The sequence below is a fragment of the Nocardia sp. NPDC003345 genome (genome assembly GCF_053589395.1).
This window is the reverse complement of the sequence record NZ_JBSFRU010000003.1, coordinates 25,947-43,408: the sequence shown is the minus strand read 5'-3', so window position 1 is coordinate 43,408 and position 17,462 is coordinate 25,947. Positions and strand designations below refer to the sequence as shown.

At 70.8% G+C, this 17,462-nt stretch carries 17 protein-coding genes; 8 read left to right on the top strand and 9 right to left on the bottom strand.

Annotated features, from left to right (window positions below):
• Positions 1-99 precede the first annotated feature (99 nt).
• The 3 genes from ACWDU1_RS00960 to ACWDU1_RS00950 are packed head-to-tail and all read left to right on the top strand — an operon-like array spanning position 100 to position 3,272.
• Positions 100-1,542 (top strand): hypothetical protein, encoded by a 1,443-nt coding sequence (locus ACWDU1_RS00960; RefSeq protein ID WP_449994679.1) that lies wholly within the window; start codon positions 100-102, stop codon positions 1,540-1,542.
• Positions 1,543-1,549: 7 nt separating this feature from the next.
• Positions 1,550-2,254 carry a response regulator transcription factor gene (locus ACWDU1_RS00955; RefSeq protein WP_449994677.1) on the top strand — a complete coding sequence of 235 codons (705 nt, stop codon included), beginning with the start codon at positions 1,550-1,552 and terminating at the stop codon, positions 2,252-2,254.
• The gene (locus tag ACWDU1_RS00950; protein WP_449994675.1) at positions 2,247-3,272 is read left to right on the top strand and encodes a sensor histidine kinase; all 1,026 of its coding nucleotides are present in this window, start codon (positions 2,247-2,249) and stop codon (positions 3,270-3,272) included. Before ACWDU1_RS00955 ends, ACWDU1_RS00950 begins: the two co-directional genes overlap by 8 nt.
• A 22-nt stretch (positions 3,273-3,294) precedes the next feature.
• Here the strand turns inward: ACWDU1_RS00950 and ACWDU1_RS00945 are convergent, their stop codons facing one another.
• Entirely contained in the window at positions 3,295-4,341 is a 1,047-nt protein-coding gene (locus tag ACWDU1_RS00945; protein ID WP_449994715.1) for an NAD-dependent epimerase/dehydratase family protein, read from the bottom strand.
• Positions 4,342-4,540: 199 nt separating this feature from the next.
• On the opposite strand from ACWDU1_RS00945, the gene ACWDU1_RS00940 reads away from it, so the two are divergent.
• A complete protein-coding gene (locus tag ACWDU1_RS00940; RefSeq protein ID WP_449994673.1) occupies positions 4,541-5,530 on the top strand; it encodes a zinc-binding dehydrogenase in 990 nt (329 codons plus the stop codon).
• Positions 5,531-5,549: 19 nt separating this feature from the next.
• Here the strand turns inward: ACWDU1_RS00940 and ACWDU1_RS00935 are convergent, their stop codons facing one another.
• From ACWDU1_RS00935 to ACWDU1_RS00920, 4 genes are all read right to left on the bottom strand, one after another.
• A complete protein-coding gene (locus tag ACWDU1_RS00935; RefSeq protein ID WP_449994671.1) occupies positions 5,550-6,107 on the bottom strand; it encodes an SRPBCC domain-containing protein in 558 nt (185 codons plus the stop codon).
• A gap of 1 nt (position 6,108) precedes the next feature.
• The gene (locus ACWDU1_RS00930) at positions 6,109-6,462 is read right to left on the bottom strand and encodes an ArsR/SmtB family transcription factor (RefSeq protein WP_449994669.1); all 354 of its coding nucleotides are present in this window, start codon (positions 6,460-6,462) and stop codon (positions 6,109-6,111) included.
• Between the two features lie 112 nt (positions 6,463-6,574).
• A complete protein-coding gene (locus ACWDU1_RS00925; RefSeq protein ID WP_449994667.1) occupies positions 6,575-7,423 on the bottom strand; it encodes an aminoglycoside adenylyltransferase domain-containing protein in 849 nt (282 codons plus the stop codon).
• A gap of 212 nt (positions 7,424-7,635) precedes the next feature.
• Positions 7,636-8,124 (bottom strand): FBP domain-containing protein, encoded by a 489-nt coding sequence (locus ACWDU1_RS00920; RefSeq protein WP_449994665.1) that lies wholly within the window; start codon positions 8,122-8,124, stop codon positions 7,636-7,638.
• Between the two features lie 261 nt (positions 8,125-8,385).
• Here ACWDU1_RS00920 and ACWDU1_RS00915 point away from each other — a divergent pair, with 261 nt between their 5' ends.
• On the top strand, positions 8,386-9,852 hold the full coding sequence (locus tag ACWDU1_RS00915; protein ID WP_449994663.1) for a flavin-containing monooxygenase: 1,467 nt from the start codon (positions 8,386-8,388) through the stop codon (positions 9,850-9,852).
• A 93-nt stretch (positions 9,853-9,945) separates the two neighbouring features.
• Entirely contained in the window at positions 9,946-11,004 is a 1,059-nt protein-coding gene (zapE, locus tag ACWDU1_RS00910; protein WP_449994661.1) for a cell division protein ZapE, read from the top strand.
• Here the strand turns inward: zapE and ACWDU1_RS00905 are convergent.
• Together ACWDU1_RS00905 and ACWDU1_RS00900 are read right to left on the bottom strand one after the other, a co-directional pair.
• Complete coding sequence (locus ACWDU1_RS00905; protein ID WP_449994659.1) at positions 10,998-11,459, bottom strand: hypothetical protein; 462 nt, start codon at positions 11,457-11,459, stop codon at positions 10,998-11,000. The genes zapE and ACWDU1_RS00905 overlap by 7 nt on opposite strands.
• Before the next feature lie 80 nt (positions 11,460-11,539).
• Positions 11,540-13,849 (bottom strand): esterase-like activity of phytase family protein, encoded by a 2,310-nt coding sequence (locus ACWDU1_RS00900; RefSeq protein ID WP_449994657.1) that lies wholly within the window; start codon positions 13,847-13,849, stop codon positions 11,540-11,542.
• Between the two features lie 201 nt (positions 13,850-14,050).
• Between ACWDU1_RS00900 and ACWDU1_RS00895 the strand changes: the two genes are divergently transcribed.
• Positions 14,051-14,575, top strand: coding sequence for a VOC family protein (locus ACWDU1_RS00895; protein ID WP_449994655.1), 525 nt, complete (start codon positions 14,051-14,053; stop codon positions 14,573-14,575).
• 197 nt (positions 14,576-14,772) lie between these two features.
• On the top strand, positions 14,773-15,828 hold the full coding sequence (locus ACWDU1_RS00890) for a phosphotransferase family protein (protein ID WP_449994653.1): 1,056 nt from the start codon (positions 14,773-14,775) through the stop codon (positions 15,826-15,828).
• On the opposite strand, the gene ACWDU1_RS00885 is transcribed toward ACWDU1_RS00890, so the two are convergent.
• Both ACWDU1_RS00885 and ACWDU1_RS00880 read right to left on the bottom strand, forming a co-directional pair.
• The gene (locus tag ACWDU1_RS00885) at positions 15,825-16,247 is read right to left on the bottom strand and encodes a hypothetical protein (RefSeq protein WP_449994652.1); all 423 of its coding nucleotides are present in this window, start codon (positions 16,245-16,247) and stop codon (positions 15,825-15,827) included. The two genes, ACWDU1_RS00890 and ACWDU1_RS00885, sit on opposite strands and share 4 nt — an antisense overlap.
• Complete coding sequence (locus ACWDU1_RS00880; RefSeq protein ID WP_449994650.1) at positions 16,247-17,425, bottom strand: molybdopterin-dependent oxidoreductase; 1,179 nt, start codon at positions 17,423-17,425, stop codon at positions 16,247-16,249. The genes ACWDU1_RS00885 and ACWDU1_RS00880 overlap by 1 nt, the downstream gene beginning before the upstream one ends.
• Positions 17,426-17,462 lie beyond the last annotated feature (37 nt).

Genomic DNA, 17,462 nt, shown 5'->3' with positions numbered 1-17,462 from the left:
GCCGGAATCGGCCGGAAACCTGTGACAAAAGCATGACGTCGTGTCCCGGGTCGCGATGAATCCGCTGTTCACCGCCCCGACCGGCATAGGGTGGCCTCTGTGCCGGATCTGATCGACCTCACGACATCCCGGACCCGGGTCCGCGGCGAACTGCTCGGCGCGGGGCTCGCCGCCACGCTGGTGGCGGTGGCGTTCCTCGTCCCGCAACTGGCCAGCGAATCATGGCGGCGCGATATCTTCGCCGCGGCCGCCCCGATCTTCGGGCACTGGTCCCCCCGGTTCGGCTGGGGTACCGTCCCCGCCGTGGTCCTGGCCGTGGCCGTGGTCGGATGGGGCCCGGCATTGGCGCGGCGGCTGCCCTGGCGGCGGTTGTTGGGCGCGAGCTATCTGGCCGCGTTGACGTGGGCCTTCGCCCTGGCGTTGGTGGACGGCTGGAAACGCGGCATCACCTCGCGCCTGGCCGACGGCCACGAATACCTCGCCGAGGTTCCGGGTGTCACCGATATACCCGCCGTGCTGCGCGGATTCACCGACCGGATCCTGGACGGGCAACCCGATTCCTGGACGACCCATGTGTCCGGGCATCCGCCCGGCGCACTGCTGTTCTTCGTGGGGCTGGACCGTCTCGGCCTGGGCGGGCCGGCCTGGGCGGCAGTCGTCTGCGTCCTCATCGGGAGTACCGCGCCGCTGGCGGTGGCGGTGGCCCTGCGGGCCCTGGGCAGCGAGCGGCGCGCCCGGGCCGTCCTGCCCTTCCTGGTGCTCGCCCCCGCCGCCATCTGGATCGCGGTCTCCGCCGACGCGGTGTTCACCGGTGTCACCGCGTGGGCCGTCGCCCTGCTGGCGGTGGCGGCGGGCCGGGCCCGGGCCCACTCCGAACACGGCACCGCGGCAACGGTTCCGGCTGTCGTATCCGGGGCCGGGGGCGATACGCCGCCGGCGGCCACCGTTTTCCCGAATACCGGCCGGTGGCAACTCACGGCGGTCGCGGCGGGCCTGTTGTTCGCCCTGGGGATGTACCTGAACTACGGCCTGGTGCTGATGGGGTTTCTCGCGGTGGCGGTCCTGGTCGCGGCGCGGACCGCGCGGCCGCTGATCCCCGCGGTCCTGGGAGCGCTGCTCGTGGTGGCCGCGTTCACGATCGCCGGTTTCTGGTGGTTCGACGGATATCACCTGGTCGTCGAGCGCTACTACCAGGGGATCGCCATGGAACGGCCCTACGGGTACTGGTGGTGGGGCAACCTGGCCGCCACGGTCTGCGCCGTCGGACTCGCGACCGCGGCCGGGCTGGCAGCCACGCTCTCGCCCGCCCGGCTCCGCACGCTGGAACCGGGCTCGCTGCTGGTGGCCGCCGCGCTGTGCGCGATCGCCGCCGCCGATATCAGCGGGCTCAGCAAAGCCGAAACCGAGCGGATCTGGTTACCGTTCGATATGTGGCTGCTCGTCGCGACCGCCTTCCTGCCGGCCGCGCGCACCCGCCCCTGGCTGGCGGTGCAGGCCGCCGGTGCCCTGGTCCTGGTCCATCTGCTGAAGACGAATTGGTGAGGCGCCCATGTGCATACTCGTAGCCGACGACGACCCGGTGGTCCGGGAAGTGGTGCGCCGCTATCTCGAACGCGACGGCCGCATCGTCGTGGAGACCGGCGACGGCCGCACCGCCCACGAGGCGCTGACCCGGACCGCCGGCGAGGTGGAACTGGCCGTCCTCGACGTGATGATGCCGGCGCCCACCGGGATCGACCTGTGCCGCACCATCCGTTCGGGCGATCACCCGGATACCCCGGTCATCCTGCTGACCGCGCTCGGCGACGAGGACGACCGCGTGCTGGGCCTGGAGGCCGGCGCCGACGACTACGTCACCAAACCGTTCAGCCCCCGCGAACTGGCTTTGCGGGTCGCCTCGGTGCTGCGCCGCTCGCACCGCGGCCCCGCCATCGACCGGCGGGTCCTGCGCGACGGTCCGGTGACGGTGGATCCGGCCGCGCAGCTGGCCTTCGCCGGCGAGCGGCCGCTGCGGCTCACGCCGCGCGAATTCGACCTGCTGGCCTTCCTGCTGCGCAATCCGGGCCGGGTCTACAGCCGGGAGGAACTGCTGGACCGGGTGTGGGGCTGGGATTTCGGCGATCTGTCCACGGTGACCGTGCATATCAAACGGCTGCGGGCCAAACTGGGTGCGGCGCACCGCATCGACACCGTGTGGGGTCGCGGCTACGCCTGGGGGCGTGACGATCTCACCGCGGAGCCCGCCGATGCCTGAGGATCTGCTGGAGATCATCGGCTACACCCTGGCGTGTTCACTGCCGGTGGTCCTGGCGGGCGCACTGGCCCTGCGCGCCCTGCGGGACCGCTCGCTCACCGCGAGTATGGCGGTGCTCGTGCTCATCCCGACGCTGGCGACCCTGGCCGGGATCACCGGTGTCAGCGGTTTGATGTTCACCGCCGAGTTCCGGCGCACCTCGCTGGTGCTGCTGCTGGTGGCCGCGGTGACCGTTCCGGCGGCCATCCTGCTGGGCCGCGAGCAGGCACGTAAAACGGTGTGGGAGAAGCAGATCCGAGAGCAGGAGCGAGCGGCCGAACAGTCCCGCCGGGAACTGGTGGCCTGGGTGAGCCATGATCTGCGCACCCCGCTGGCCGGTATCCGCGCGATGACCGAGGCGCTGTCGGACGGCGTGGTGAACGATCCGGCCGATATCGCCCGGTACGCCGATCAGATCGGCCGGGAGACCCATCGCCTCTCCCGGATGGTCGACGATCTGTTCGAGATGTCCAAGATCTCCGCGGGCGCGCTGCGCCTGGAACTGGAACCCCTGGATCTGCGCGAACTGATCGACGAGATCTATTCCGCCCACCGGGCCACCGCCGATCGGGCGGGCGTGGGGTTCACCGCCCGCCAGCCCGCGGCCCCGCTCCCGGTCGCCGCCGACGATCACGCGCTGGGGCGGGTGCTGGCGAATCTGGTGTCCAACGCCATCGCGCATACGCCACCCGGTGGCGAGGTGGTGATCACCGCCGGGCATACCGACGGCCAGGTGTGGACCAGGGTCGACGATTCCGGCCCCGGTATCGCCGCCAGCGATCTGCCCCGGATCTTCGAAGTGGCCTATCGCGGTACCGCCGCCCGCTCGCCGGTCGCCGACAACGGTGTGCCGACCGGCAGCGGTATGGGCCTGGCCATCGCGGCGGGCCTGGTCGAGGCGCATCGGGGCGCGATCACGGCCGCCAACCGGGATGTTGGCTGCCGCTTCGAGATCCGCCTGCCCGCCGGGCCGGGTTAGCGCCGGCGGCGGCGGGAACCGGTCATCCGATCGGCGCGCTCGCCGCGCGATCGCGTAGCGGCGCCGAGGCGAATTCGACCAGCCCCTCGTCCGGCCGCACCCGGGCGGTGAAACCGAGCGTCCGGCGGGCGCGGGCCGGATCGGCGACGATATGCCGGACATCGCCGGGCCGCGCCCCGCCGGTGATCACCGGATCGGGCCCGCCGTGCGCGGCGGCCAGGATGCGGGCGACGGCGCCGATGGTGATCGGCTGCCCGGAGCAGATGTTCAACGGCACGAACCCGGGCAGTCCGGCTTCGACGGCGGCCAGATTCGCGGCGGCGATATCGGAGACGTGCACGAAATCCCGGGTCTGGCCGCCGTCCTCGAACACCTCCGGCGCCCGTCCCGCCGCCAGCGCCGAACGGAATATCGCCGCCACCCCGGAATACGGTGTGTCCCTGGGCATTCCGGGCCCATACACATTGTGGTAGCGCAGCGCGGTGACGGCCGAACCCGTGGCCGCGACCCAGGCCGCCGCGTAGTTCTCCTGCGCCACCTTGCTGGCGGCGTACAGGCTGCGGGGCCGTGACGGCGTGTCCTCGGGTACGGGGGCCCAGTCCAGTTCCTCACCTTCGTACCGGTGCTCGTACCGGCCCGCCGCGAGATCGGCGCCGCTGCGCGGCCCCACCGCAACCACACCGTCGCGTCCGCGGTACAGCCCCTCCCCGTAGACCACCATCGACGAGGCGAGTACCAGCCGGGCGCAGCCCGCCCGGTCCATCGCGGCCACCAGGACCGCCGTCCCGTAGTCGTTGTGCCCGGCGTAGGCGGGCGCGTCCTGGGTGTCCACCCCGGCGCCCACCACCGCGGCCTGATGGCAGACCACCTCCACCCCGCGCAGCGCCGCGTCCAGGGCGGCCGGGTCGCGGATATCGATACGGGCGACGCCGCGGGGCGGGTCGGCGTCCGGGCCGTGGGCGGCGGGCAGCATCAGGTCCGCGGCCACCACCTCGTGCCCGGCCGCGAGCAGTGCGGTGTGGAGATGGGATCCGATGAACCCGGCCGCGCCGGTCAGCAGTACTCGCATCCCGCCGATCCTGCCCGCCACCACGTGCCGGTGGTGGGACGCGGACGCCGATGTCACGGATTCGTCATACCTCGTCGCCGCGGGCCGCGAACCGGCGCACGCCCGGCGCCGGGCCCGCCCTTGACCTGAACCGAACTTCAGGTCCGAAACTGGTGTGGATTCGACGGAAACGAACCGGAGGAGGTTCATCGTGCGAGCGGTGCAGGTCAGGGAATTCGGCGGGCCGGAGGTCCTGGAACTACACGAACTACCGGACCCGGAGCCCGCGGCCGGCCAGGTCCTGGTGGCGGTCGAGGCGGCCGATGTCATGTTCCTCGACGCCCGGTTGCGTTCGGGGTGGGGAACCGATTTCTTTCCCGTGCGGCCGCCCTATGTGCCCGGCGGCGCGATCGGCGGCGTCGTCACCGCTGTGGGAGCGGGTGTGGATCCGGCCGTCCTGGGCACCCGGGTCGCCGCCCGCACGGCCGCCAGCGGTATCGGCCGCGGCCTGCCCATCGGCGGCTACGCCGAATCCGCGCTGACCGAACTCGCGGCACTCACCGAGATTCCCGCCGAGGTGACCGTCGCGCAGGCCACCGCCCTGGTGCACGACGGCCACACCGCGTCCGCGGCCTTCGACCGCGCCGCGATCCGCCCCGGCGAAACCGTGCTGATCACCGCCGCCGCGGGCGGGCTCGGCACGCTGCTGACCCAGCTGGCCCGGCAGGCCGGTGCCGAGGTCATCACCGCGGCCCGGGGTGAGGCCAAACTCGCGCTCACCCGCAGGCTCGGGGCCGCGACCGCGATCGATTACGCCGAGACCGGCTGGACGGAACGGGTCCGGACCGCGACCGGCGGGCGCGGACCGGATGTGGTGTTCGACGGCGCCGGCGGGCAGCCCGGCGAGGCCGCGCTGGCGATCACCGCCGACAAGGGCAGGTTCATCGGCTACGGCGCGGCGGCCGGTGAATTCGCCACCGCCGGTGCGGAAACCGCCCGGGAACGCGGTGTCGAGGTGCTGAGCCTGCACGACCTCCAGATCGGCGGTGATCACCGGTCCGTCTATGCCACCCGGATGCTCGCCGAGGTCGCGGCCGGGCGGGTGGAGGTCGTGATCGGCGGTACCTATCCGCTCGCGGAGGCCACCCGGGCGCATACCGCGATCGAGAACCGCTCCGCGCTGGGCCGCACCGTGCTCGTCACGCGATGACGGCCGCCGCGCGGCGGATTCAGGACGAGGCCCGCTCGACGAGCTCGCCGTAGCGGCCCTCGAGCGCCATCACCTGCGCGGGGTCGGGACTCCCACCCGGCCCCGCGCCGAGCGCGGCCTCCAGCGCGTCCAGGCAGACGTGGTATCCGGCGGCGGTGCCGGAATGGCCGCGCGGCCCCGGCCGGCCGAACCGGACCGTGCAGAGCAGCCGGGTGCCCGTGCCGTCCTCGAACACGTCGAATCGCAGATGTTCGTCGTCCCACAGGAATTCGAAGACCCGGGGCGGATCCCAGGTCAGGATGCGGCCGGGCAGTTCCGGATCGTCGAGATCCAGCCCGGCCTCGCCGATCTCGGTGCCGGACCGTTCCACCGACTCCGGCCAGAACCGCACCCGGACCTCCGCACCGGTACGGCGTTCGCCGACGATATCGGCCGGGAACCAGGCCCGCAGATGCTCGGATTCGGTCAGTGCCCGCCAGACCACGGCCGGCGGATGTGCCAGCCGGCGTTCGTAGCGGACGCCCAGCCGGTCGCCGTCGCGCAGTACCTCGCCGAGCCGTTCGGTCGCTTCGGTCATGTCACTCCTCGTTATCGCTGTTGGGGGTGTTCGGGGCAGTTCCTCGGCCGGGCATCGCGTCCAGATACCGCTCGAATTCGTCGAGGCGGTCGGCCCAGATCTCCCGGAACGGGGCCAGCCACGCGTCGAGCTCCCGGAGCCGGTCCGGGTCGAGACCGTAATGCCGGCGCGGGCCGTCCACTCGCACCCGCACCAGGGCCGCCGCGTCGAGCATCCGCAGATGCTTCGACACATTGGGCTGCGCGGTGCCGAGCGCGGCCACCAGATCGCCGACGGTGCGCTCGCCGTCCCGGAGCAGGTCGAGGATCCGCCGCCGGGTGGGGTCGGCCAGAACTTCGAATACATCGCGTGCCACGGACCTATCATTCCTCTTGAGGAATATGCCTGTCAAGGCATACTCAAAACCGCTCCCGATCCCCGCGGCCGGAGACGCGCGTCGGGGCATGCCCCCGCCCGCGATCCGCCGCTCAGCCGTTCGCGGACCGCGCGGTTTCCACGACCCCGGCCACCCACGCGGAAAAGTCGCGGACCGCGTCGCCCGGAAGGGCCTCCGCCGCGCACCGCGGCCGGTCGAAGCTGCGCAGCGCCGCCCGGACCAGCGGCCGGAACCGTGGTTCCGCGGCCGCGATCGCGCGTCCGGCCGCTCGTTTGGCCGTCCACCGCCCGGTACGGCAGAACACCACCGCCCGGCAACCGTTGAGAACCCGGTTGTCCGCCAGATGACCGGGCCCGGTGGCATGTTCGCGCACCGAATCCGCGATCGCCGCGAGCACGTGCTCCGGCCGGGGCGCCGCGAGCACATTCCGGACGGGCGGCCCGGTGAGCGCCAGACCGCACCGGTGCGCGACCGCGCGATCGAGGACGAACCAGAAATCCGCGGCCCGCCCGGCATCGAAATCCGCGACGGACGGCAGATCCGCGCCGGTGTTCAGATTCAGCAGGTATCCGGCCCGGGGCGAGGGCGTGGCAGCGAAATCCGCGTCGTAAACGACCAGTTCGAGACCGGCCGCGGGGCAGGGAAGTACCGGATGGGTGAGTACCCGGGCCAGCTCGCGGGCCGATTCCCCGGACGCCTCCGGCGACACGATCACCGCGATATCGATATCGCTGCGACCGTGCCGGTAATCGCCCAGCGCCAGCGACCCCACCGCGTACACCCCGACCGTGTACCGGCCGTACACCTCGGTGGTCCGGGCCACGAGCGCACCGAGGTGGTCCCGCACCACCGGCGGTACCGAGCGGTCTCCCGCGACATTCGTTCCCGTCGGTGCCGCGTGCCGTCCGGACGCCGCCCGATGGCCGTCGTATCGGTTCACGGCGCCCAGGCTAATCCGATGGCCGGCGCCGGAACGGCTCCGCGCGCCCTCCCCGACCGGCACGACCCGCATCGCGGGCCACCCCGGCCGGGGAGGGAGCGTGGGGTTCCGGATTCCCACGATGCGGGGAGTCCGGAACACCCGGTACAGGTCTCGAGTGTCGGCACATATGCCTCGACCCCTTTCCTCACTGTCGGACTTTCAGGTGACGATCAGCCGCGGACGCGGGCCAGGAACGCGGTCACGTTCTCCCGCACCTGCCGGATCCGGTCCTCGGAATCGAAATCGTCGCGGTAGGCGCGACCCATCGCCGGGGTCTTCTTCCGCCGGGCGTACAGCGAACAGGCCAGGTCATCGCAGATATAGGTGCCCGTCGAGTTGCCCCGCCGCCCGGCCTCGCCGGCCTTGCGCGCCGTCATCAGGACGACTCCGCCGTTGGCATGAGTGGTGGAACAGATCGTGCACATCTGCGAACGTCGCGGCCCGCCGGTCTCGTAGCGCAGCGCGATACCGGCGAGCCCGTCACCCTCGGGCAGCACCAGATAGGCGCGCCCGGGGAGTCCGGGATCGGACCAGCCCAGGAAATCCAGATCCGCCCAGGGGCGGTCGGCCAGGTCGGCGGGCAGGCTCAGGCGTTTGGCGTCACCCTTCGAACAGTTCACGAACGAGGCTCTGATCTCGGGCTCGGTCAGGGGTTGCACGGGGTGTCTCCTTCCGTGTAATGGACAAACCGCGACAACCTATCGGGTGATCGCCCTCCGGAGCAATCGCATTTCCACGACCCCGGACTCCGGGAAGTGGCACTCGCACCGGACGCACCGCCCGGGCCGGCCGGCGAATCTCCCACGCCCGCCGTGCCGAACCCCTGCGGGCGGGCCTGCCGATCTTTGGCCGAAAGTATCGATCCAGCTCGCCGTCGGCGTCCTAGAGTGAGGTAGACCACATGAAGAACAGGAGTGCATATGAGCGCGGGACGCCCGGTGTCGGTACTCGTCATCGGCGCCGGATTCGGCGGGATCGGCGTAGCGATCGAACTACGCCGCCACGGGTTCGACGACATCACCATTCTGGAGAAGGCCGCCGACCTGGGCGGCGTGTGGCGGGAGAACACCTATCCCGGTGCGGCCTGTGATGTGCCCTCACCGCTGTACTCGTACTCCTTCGAACAGAAGCCGGACTGGCCGCAGCGGTACTCGGGCCAGGCCGCCATCCACGAATACCTGCGCGGTGTCACCGAACGGCACGGGCTGCTCGACCGGATCGAGTTCGGGGTGGAGGTCACCGACGCCGTCTTCGACGAGCAGTCGGGCCGCTGGACCGTGCACAGCGCCGACGGCGCCGCCCGGGTCGCCGATGTCCTGATCTCCGCGGTCGGCCAGCTGTCGCGGCCGCAGCTCCCGGATATCCCGGGGATCGGGAGCTTCACCGGACCCGCGTTCCACTCGGCGCTGTGGGACCACGACGTGGATCTCACCGGTAAACGGGTCGCGTGCATCGGCACCGGCGCCAGCGCCATCCAGTACGTTCCGGCGATCCAGCCGCAGGTGGCGCAGCTGACCCTGTTCCAGCGCACCGCCGCCTGGGTGTTGCCCAAATTCGATACCGACTACTCCCCCGTCCAGCACAAACTCTTCGCGAAGATCCCGGGCATGCTGCTGCTGGAGCGGCTGGGCTGGTGGCTCACCGCCGAGGTCTCGTCGCTGGGGCTGGTGGAACTGCCGATCATCAGCCGGCTGGTCTCGCGGCTCGCCGCCCGCAACCTCACCAAGAACGTCGAGGACCCCGGACTGCGCGCGAAACTGACCCCCGACTACCCGATCGCCTGTAAACGCACCCTTTTCTCCAGCGACTACTACCCCGCGCTCACCCAGCCGAACGTGGAGGTCACCACCGCGGCCGTCACCGAGATCACCGCGCAGGGCGTCCGCACCGGCGACGGAATTCTGCACGAAGCCGATGTGATCATCTACGGCACCGGATTCAAGGGCACGGAATTCCTGTGGCCCATGCGCATTCGCGGGCGCGGAGGCCGGGAACTGTCCGAGACCTGGACCGACGGCGCGCACGCCTACTACGGGATCACGGTGCCCGAGTTCCCGAATCTGTTCATGGTGTACGGGCCCAACACCAATCTCGGGGTCGGCTCGATCATCTACATGATCGAATCGCAATCACGCTATATCCGCCAGGCGGTACAGCTGCTCGCGAGCAAGCCCGGCCATACCCTCGAGGTCCGCGCCGCGACCGAGCGGGCGTTCAACGACGAACTGCAGAAACGTCTCGACCGCACGCCGTGGAACTTCTGCTCGAGCTGGTACCGCAACGCGGCCGGCAAGATCACCAACAACTGGCCCGGCACCGTTACCAGCTACCGGCGCCGGGTCCGCAACCTCGACCCGGACGACTACACCCTCACCCCCGCCGCCTGATCCGCCGCGACGATCCTCACATGTGCGGCTCGTCTCTGGGCTCGGCGGCACCTGCCTGCCAGGCTGGTGCCGAACCCGGAGGAGGTACCGGCAGTGCGGGAATCGACTGTATGGGCGCCGGATGTCTTCGACACGGCGGCGCGGCGGCGCGGTTTCACCCTCGATGATCCACAACGCGCCGCCGCGACCCGGCTCTCCCGTCTCGGTACCGAAATATCGCGGCGCCGGGTCTTTTCCCGGGCGGCGCCGCGCGGTGTCTACCTCTGGGGACCGGTGGGCCGCGGTAAGAGCTGGCTCGCCGATACCTTCTACGATGCCGCTCCCGGCCGCAAACACCGGGTGCACTTCCACGAGTTCTTCCGGGAGTTCCACGCCCGCTACGCGATTCATCGCGGTACCGGAGACGCGTGCGACCGGGCGGTGCGGGATCTGCTCGGCGACTACCGGCTGGTGTGTTTCGACGAATTCCATGTGCACGACCCGGGCGATGCCACCATCATCGGCCGGGTGCTGAGTTCACTGTTCGCGCAGCGGATCACGCTGGTCGCCACTTCGAACTATCCGCCGTCGGGCCTGCTGCCCAATCCGCTTTTCCACCATCTGATCGAACCCGTCGCGGCCGCGCTGGAACGAGGTCTCGATATCGTGCCCGTCGCCGGCCCGCACGACTACCGCCGCACCCACCACGATGCGACGGCCGGTTTCCGGGCCGGCCGCTACCTGTGGCCCGGTACCGGCGAACGGATGGCCGCCGCCGGTCTGCGTCCCCCGCTGCCGTCCGAACGGCGACCCCTGACGGTCGGCACCCACACCGTCCTCGCACGTGCCGTTCGCGGCGAGTCGGTCTGGTTCGATTTCGCCGAACTCTGCGACCGGCCGCACTCCACCATCGACTACCTGGCCCTGGCCGATCGTTTCCGCCACTGGACGGTCGCGGCGATCCCGGTGCTGTCCGCCGGTGGCCGCGATGCCGCCCAGCGTTTCGCCAACCTGGTCGACGTCCTCTGCGATCGCGATATCACCACCGACCTCATCGCGTCGGCGCCGCTCAGCGAATGTCTCACCGGCGACGGCCTGCCCCCGGATATCCACCGCACCGCCAGCCGGCTGGCGCTGCTCCGGGGCGTCTCCGCCGCCGCGGCGGATCAGTAGTCCGGGAAGAACCAGAGATCCTGTTCGGCGGTGACCCGCACGAACGCCGCGAACGCCCGCACCCGCTCCAGCGCGTGCCCGTCATCGCTGTCGTGGCCGAACAACGGGATCTGCGCGTCTCCGGACTCCGCGCGCTCGAACCATTCCTCCATACGTTCCAGCAGCACTCGCACGTCGTCCGGGTCCAACAGCTCGTAGAGGCTCAGCCGGAACTCGTCGGACACCCATTTCTCGTACACCTGCCCCCGGAAACCGGTGGGGTCGCCGTCCGACGGCCAGAAGAGGCCGCCCGCGGAGAAATCCCGCGGCAGATCGTGGAAGGGGGTGAGATCGGCCGGATGCAACCATCCGAACTCCCCCCGCTCCTCTTCCGGTGTGGCCTGCAACTGCTGAAAGGCCGCCATATCGGTCACCCGCCCCTGACTGGGCCGGACCGCATACACGTCGAGTCCCATGCGTCAGAGCCTAGAGCCTGCGTGGCGCGGGCGCGTCCGCAAACGGCGGACTCCCGCCCGGCCGGCCGCCATGTACTCCGTCATTGTCCGAGCGCGGCGCCGGCCGGGCCGAGATCGAGGAACACCGTTTCGCCGTTCGCGTCGTCGAGGCCGTCGTTATCGGTGACCACGAACAGTTTCCCGTCACCGCCCACGGTGAGCCCCTCGACCTTCTCCTGCACGAAACCGCCGGTGGCCCGCAGATCCGGCAGCAGATCGCGCACCTGCTGCTTCGGCAGTACCCGCGGCGGTGTACCGGCCCCGGTCACACCGGCCGTCGTTGGGATATCCACCCGGTAGATCGCTTTAAGAGCCGCATCCGGACCGTTGAGTTTGTCCCGTTCGACGAGCAGCAATCCGCCCTCGTACACGGTGATCTCGGACAGCCCGATCCAGTCGCCCTTCGCGGCGGTCTTCTCCAGCCGGTAGCCGAACCATTCCCAGCGGCCGTCGGCCGGGGTGTAGCGGCCGATCCGGGCCACGCCCTTCGGGTCGCCCTCGAGTTCCCGCTGCAGTACCACCCAGATCGCGTCCCCGTCGACCGCGACGCCTTCGAGTCCCTGCCCACCCAGCCCGGCCGCGATATCGGCCGGTAGTGCCACCCGCCGTTCGATCGCGCCGTCGGCCGCGACGGTGACCAGTTCGTTGCCGGGCCCCTCTTTCCCTTCGACCGCCAGCACGAACCCACCGTCGGGCCGGGCCGACAACCCTTCGATATCCAAGGTGACCGGAGCGCCGTTCTCGGTGATCGCGAGTTCCCGGTCGATGACCGCGGGCGAGTTCCGCACGTCCACTCCGAGGATCCGCGCCGGACCGTAGGCGATATCGGTGGCGGTGTAGAGCCGGTCCGCGGCGGCCGGATCGGCGGACAGCGCACCGAGCGCACCCCACCCGATCGGCGTGCCGCCGACCTCGGCGGCGACGATGGACGGGAAGCCCGGTGCGCCACCGCCCGCGGCGAACGCGTCGCCGAATCCGTAGATATTCACCGCGGCGCGCACCCGGGACTCGGCGTCATCGGTTTCCGACGCGATCACCAGCAGATCGCGTTGCGGCACGGGCACGATCCCCTCCGGCCCCGGAGTGGTCGGCAGGATCTGGACGAACTCCGGCGCGGTCACATCGGCGAGATCGTAGACCGCGACGAAATTACTGCGTTCCGATGCGACCAGCGCCACCGGCCGGCCCCCGATCTCGGTGATCGCGAGCCCCTCCGGCTCCGGGCCCTTCGCCTCGGCGCGTCCTTCGTTGTGCAGCCCGGTCCGCACCGCGAGCCGCTCGAACGAGTTACCGGCGTCCCAGACGACCGCACCGGTCGCGGCATCGAAGATCGACCAGCCGCGGGTACCGCCCCGCCAATCGCCTTCGTTGGCGGTGGCCAGGTGATCGTCGCCGATCCAGCCGATGGCATCGGGTTCGCGGGGTGTCTCCGGTATCGAGCCGGTCTGTTCGAGCGCGCCGTCCTCGGCGGTATCGATACCGGTGACCGCGACCGATCCGGCGTCGAAGACAGAGGTGACTGTGGCGGTGGCACCGTCGATCACGGCGATCCCGTTGTTCTCCTGCAGGGTCACCGCGACCTGACCGCGCGAGTTGATGCTCACATACTCGGGCTCGAGGTCCTCGGGAGTGTCCAGGCCCGCGGCCCGGGCCGCCGCCACATCGAATTCGACCTTGCGGGCCGTCCAGCCGTCCGGCACCCCCGCCAGGCCGATGAGCTGGACGAACCCGGCGGGCGGCTGCGGCAGATCGCCCGCTTCGCCGCCCTCCGGCGCGAATTCCTCGTCGCGCTGATTCTCCATCGCGATCGCGGCGAAGGAGCCGTCCGGGCTCACGGCGATCGAATCCGGCTGTCCGCCGAGATCGATACTGCGCACGCGGGCGCGGTCGGCGACGCGCACGATATCGAGGCGGCCCGAGGGTTTCGCGAAATCACCACCGGTGGTGTCGACCACCACCAGCACATACCCCCCGTACGCCACCACCGAGGTCGGCTGATCGTCGGCGTGCCCGAGTTCCTTCAGTGACAGCGTGCCCAGACCGGCGGGTTTCGCCGGGTCCCGGATGTCCAGGAAGCCGATGCGTTTGGCGGCGGCGTCGGTGTAGATGACGGTGTTGCCGTCCGGGGTGACGGTCGAGATCTCCGCCACCGTCTCGGTTTCGGGCGACTCCCCGGCCGGCCGGTTCAGGTACACCGGATAGGTCGCGGCCCGGTGGTAGCTCTGGGCGTCCGGCAGTTTCCACTCGATGGCGGAGCCGGCCATATCGTCGCCGTCATCGGAGCAACCCGCCGCGAGCAGGGCCACGGCTGCGGCCACCGCCAGCACTCGACTCGTCTTCGCCGTCGTCATAGGTCCTCGTATTCCGCTCCACCGGTTGGTCGAGTGAGCTTGACGCCGTCAGGTGAGCTGCCGGGGGTGGTTCGGTGAAGCGGGGGATACGGACAAGCGTCCAACAACAGCGCCCACCCGCCGGGAACCGTCCGCCCATCCGGCGCGCCGGCACGTAGTGTCGGAACCATCCGCCACCGAGCCGGCCCCCAGGAGAACCGAATGTCGATCCGTAGCCTCAATCACGCGGTGCTGTTCGTCTCCGATGTCGAGCGCAGCGTCGGCTTCTACATCCGGGTACTGGGCTTCGAGCGCCTTGCCGCCGATTTCCCGGGCGCCGCCTTCCTGCGCGGCACCGCCTCCGCGAACGACCACGACCTCGGGCTGTTCCAGGCGCGCGGCGAACGCGCCCCCGACGGCTCGGTCGGCCTCTACCACCTGGCCTGGGAGGTGGAAACCCTCACCGCCCTCGCCGAGGCCCGGACCCGGCTCGCCGAAGCGGACGCGCTGACCGGCGCGGCGAACCACGCCGCCACCAAGGCCCTCTACGGGCGCGATCCCGACGGTATCGAATTCGAGGTCACCTGGCTGGTCCCCGACCACCTGGTCGCCGCCGAACTCGGCCCGGACGTCCCACCGACCCGGCCGCTGGACCTGGACGCCGAAATCGCCCGCTACGGCGCCCACACCCCCGGCGGCCCCCGCACCGACCGCCACCTCTTCGCCCGTCACGGCATCCGGCCCTGAGCCGCCGCCGGCGGCAGCCGGATCTCGATCGGTCACCTCGCAGCAGCGCTTCGCCCCGATCCGCTCGCGGCCCGGTACCCGAGGTCGCCCATCCGTCAACTATGCAACACTGGCGGAAAACGTCTCATTTATAGAAGACTGGCCTCGTTGGACGGACCGCGGCACGCGGTGGCAGGACCCGAGGAGATGACGTATCGATGCCCCCCGACGAGAACGACGACACGACCTCCCGGCCCACTCCCGCCGGTATCGATATCGAGGGCGTCACCACCTGGTTCACCCAGCATGTTCCCGCGGTGACGCCGCCGCTGGATTTCGGCCTGATCACCGGCGGCCGGTCCAATCTCACCTATCGCGTCCACGACGGCTCCGGCGGCCGCTGGGTACTGCGCCGCCCGCCCACCGGGCACGTGCTGGCCTCCGCGCACGATGTCGTCCGGGAATTCCGGATCCTGGATCTGCTCGCCGGCAGCCCGGTCCCGGTACCGCCGGTCCTCGGCTGCTGCACCGACCACGCCGTGACCGGAGCGGATTTCTATGTCATGGAGCATGTGGACGGTGTCGTCCCCGACGACGCCGAATCCGCCGCCGGGATCCCGCGCGCGAGCCGCGCCGCCGCGTCCCGCAATATCGTCGACACCCTCGCGGCCATCCATGCCGTGGATACGACCACCGGCCCGCTGGCCGAACTCCGTAAACCCGGCAGCTATCTGGAACGTCAGCTGCGCCGCTGGCAGCGCCAGCTCACCTCCGGCGGCGTCGGGCCGGGCCCGCTGTGGGAGGTCCACGAACTGCTCACCCGGAGCATGCCCGCCGAACGGTGGAGCGGGATCGCCCACGGCGACTTCCGGCCGGGCAATCTCCTGATCGGGACCGACGGTACGGTCCGCGCCGTACTGGACTGGGAGCTGTGGACCGTCGGCGATGTGATGGCCGATATCGGCTGGCTCGCCGCGTCCTGGTCCTCGGCGGAGGTGTTCGGGTGGGCCCCCGAACCCGCCGAGGGATATCTGGACCTCGATGCCGTGCTCTCCCGCTATGCCGACGCCACCGGTCGCGCTCTCGACGATCTGCCCTACTACCAGGCCTTCGCGCTGTGGCGGCTGGCCGCCATCGCGGAAGGTGTGGCGGCGCGTTTCCGCGCCGGGGTGATGGGCGAACAGGATGTCGACGTCGAGGAACTCTCCCGGCGCCCGGCACGCCTCGCCGAGGCTGCCCGCGAGATCCTGGCGAAGGGCGGCACGGCCGGTTAGGGCGGGCCCGCCGGTGTCGCCGGGCGGGCCCGGCGCCGGTACAGCAGGTGTCCACAGACCGCCGCGATCCAGCAGACCCCCACCGCCACGGCCAGCCCGGCGGGGTAGTTCCGGTCCAGCAGGCTCGGGTTCCCGGTGGCCGGTGACGCCAGCATCGGCAACGCGACCAGCAGCAGCGCGACGGTGCAGACCGCGCCGCAGGTGAGGACGCCCCACCGGGTGGCGGGGACCAGCCGTCCGACCCCGTAGCCCGCGGCCGCGCACAGCGGTGCGAACACCGCGTCGTGCGCGAGGATCGCGACCACGGACCACAGGGCGATCTCCCGGACGACCTCCGGGCCCAGATCCGCCAGCAGTGTGACGCCGTATCCGCCGAGGGCCAGGCCGGCGAGCAGCAACAGGATCCGCAGTGTTGTCATCACAGAACCTCGATCCGGGACAGCCATTTCGTCTGTAGTACACCGGGGCGGTTGGGGGCGATCAGACGGCAGGGGTAACCGTGGTCGAGATCGAGTGTCTCCCCGTTGACGGTGAGCGCCACCAGGGTGCGGTCGTCCACAACGTGCGGGTGTGGCAGCCGCGAGACCCGGTACGGTCCGGCCGGTTCCAGCGATTCGAAACGGACGTCACCGGGCGGCGCCTCGCCTACCACCGCGAGAAGGTCGCGGAGGCGGATCCCGGTCCAGTCGGCGGTGGCGCTCCAGCCCTCGACACAGGCGACGGGAAGCCGGACGGCGGTCTGCGGGAGCGCGCCGAGTTCGGCGCGGGTGAACTCCCGGCGCCGGCCGCCGACGACCACCGTCAAGCGGTAGGCGGGGTCGCGGGCCGGTTGTTCGATACCGGCGCGGGCCGCGGTCCGATTGACCGGAAGTCCCTGCGGACCCTGCCCGCTGCGCGGTGCCAGCACCGCGAGCGGCCGGAGGAACCCGGCCGACTGGCCGGCGACGGAGAGGACCGCCGCGACGGCCGCGACCCCGGCGCCGGCCAGAGCCGCGCGGCGTGACAGGGCCGTCGCGGAATCCGGCGGCGGGGCCGGGCGTGCGCGCAGGGCGGCGCGGATCACGGGAAGTTTCACGGCGAGATGAACGGCCAGCGCCCCCAGCGCGATGTAGGCCATCGCGTAATGGGCCGACGGGAAATAGAAATCCCACCAGTAGAACTGCGCGATATTGGACAGACCGGTGGCGAGCTGGAACAGGATCGACCCCACCAGTACGGCGATCGACAGCCGTTCGAGAGCCCGGCGCGGCCCGCCCAGGATCGGGCGCGCGAACAGTCGCGGGTAGACAGCCCACAACTTGACCAGCACCAGCGGGATCGCGGCGATACCGGACAGCACGTGGACGCCCTGGGTGACCCGGTACACCCACACCGGGTTCGCGGGCCACCGGAACCATTCGGGTGGATGCTGGATCAGATGGCTGAGCAGTCCGGTGAGAAAACAGACGGCGATCGCGGCGCCCAGCCACCGGCCGACCCGCGCGGCGACCTCCGGTCCTCGGCCGCTCACCGCGGGCACCGCCCGCGCGGGCGGTGGCACACCCTCCCGCCGCGGGCGGCCGGGCGGCCGGTGGGTCTCGTTCCGATCCGAGGTCATGGTCGTCACGCTATGCGCGGACCACCGAACCCGATGG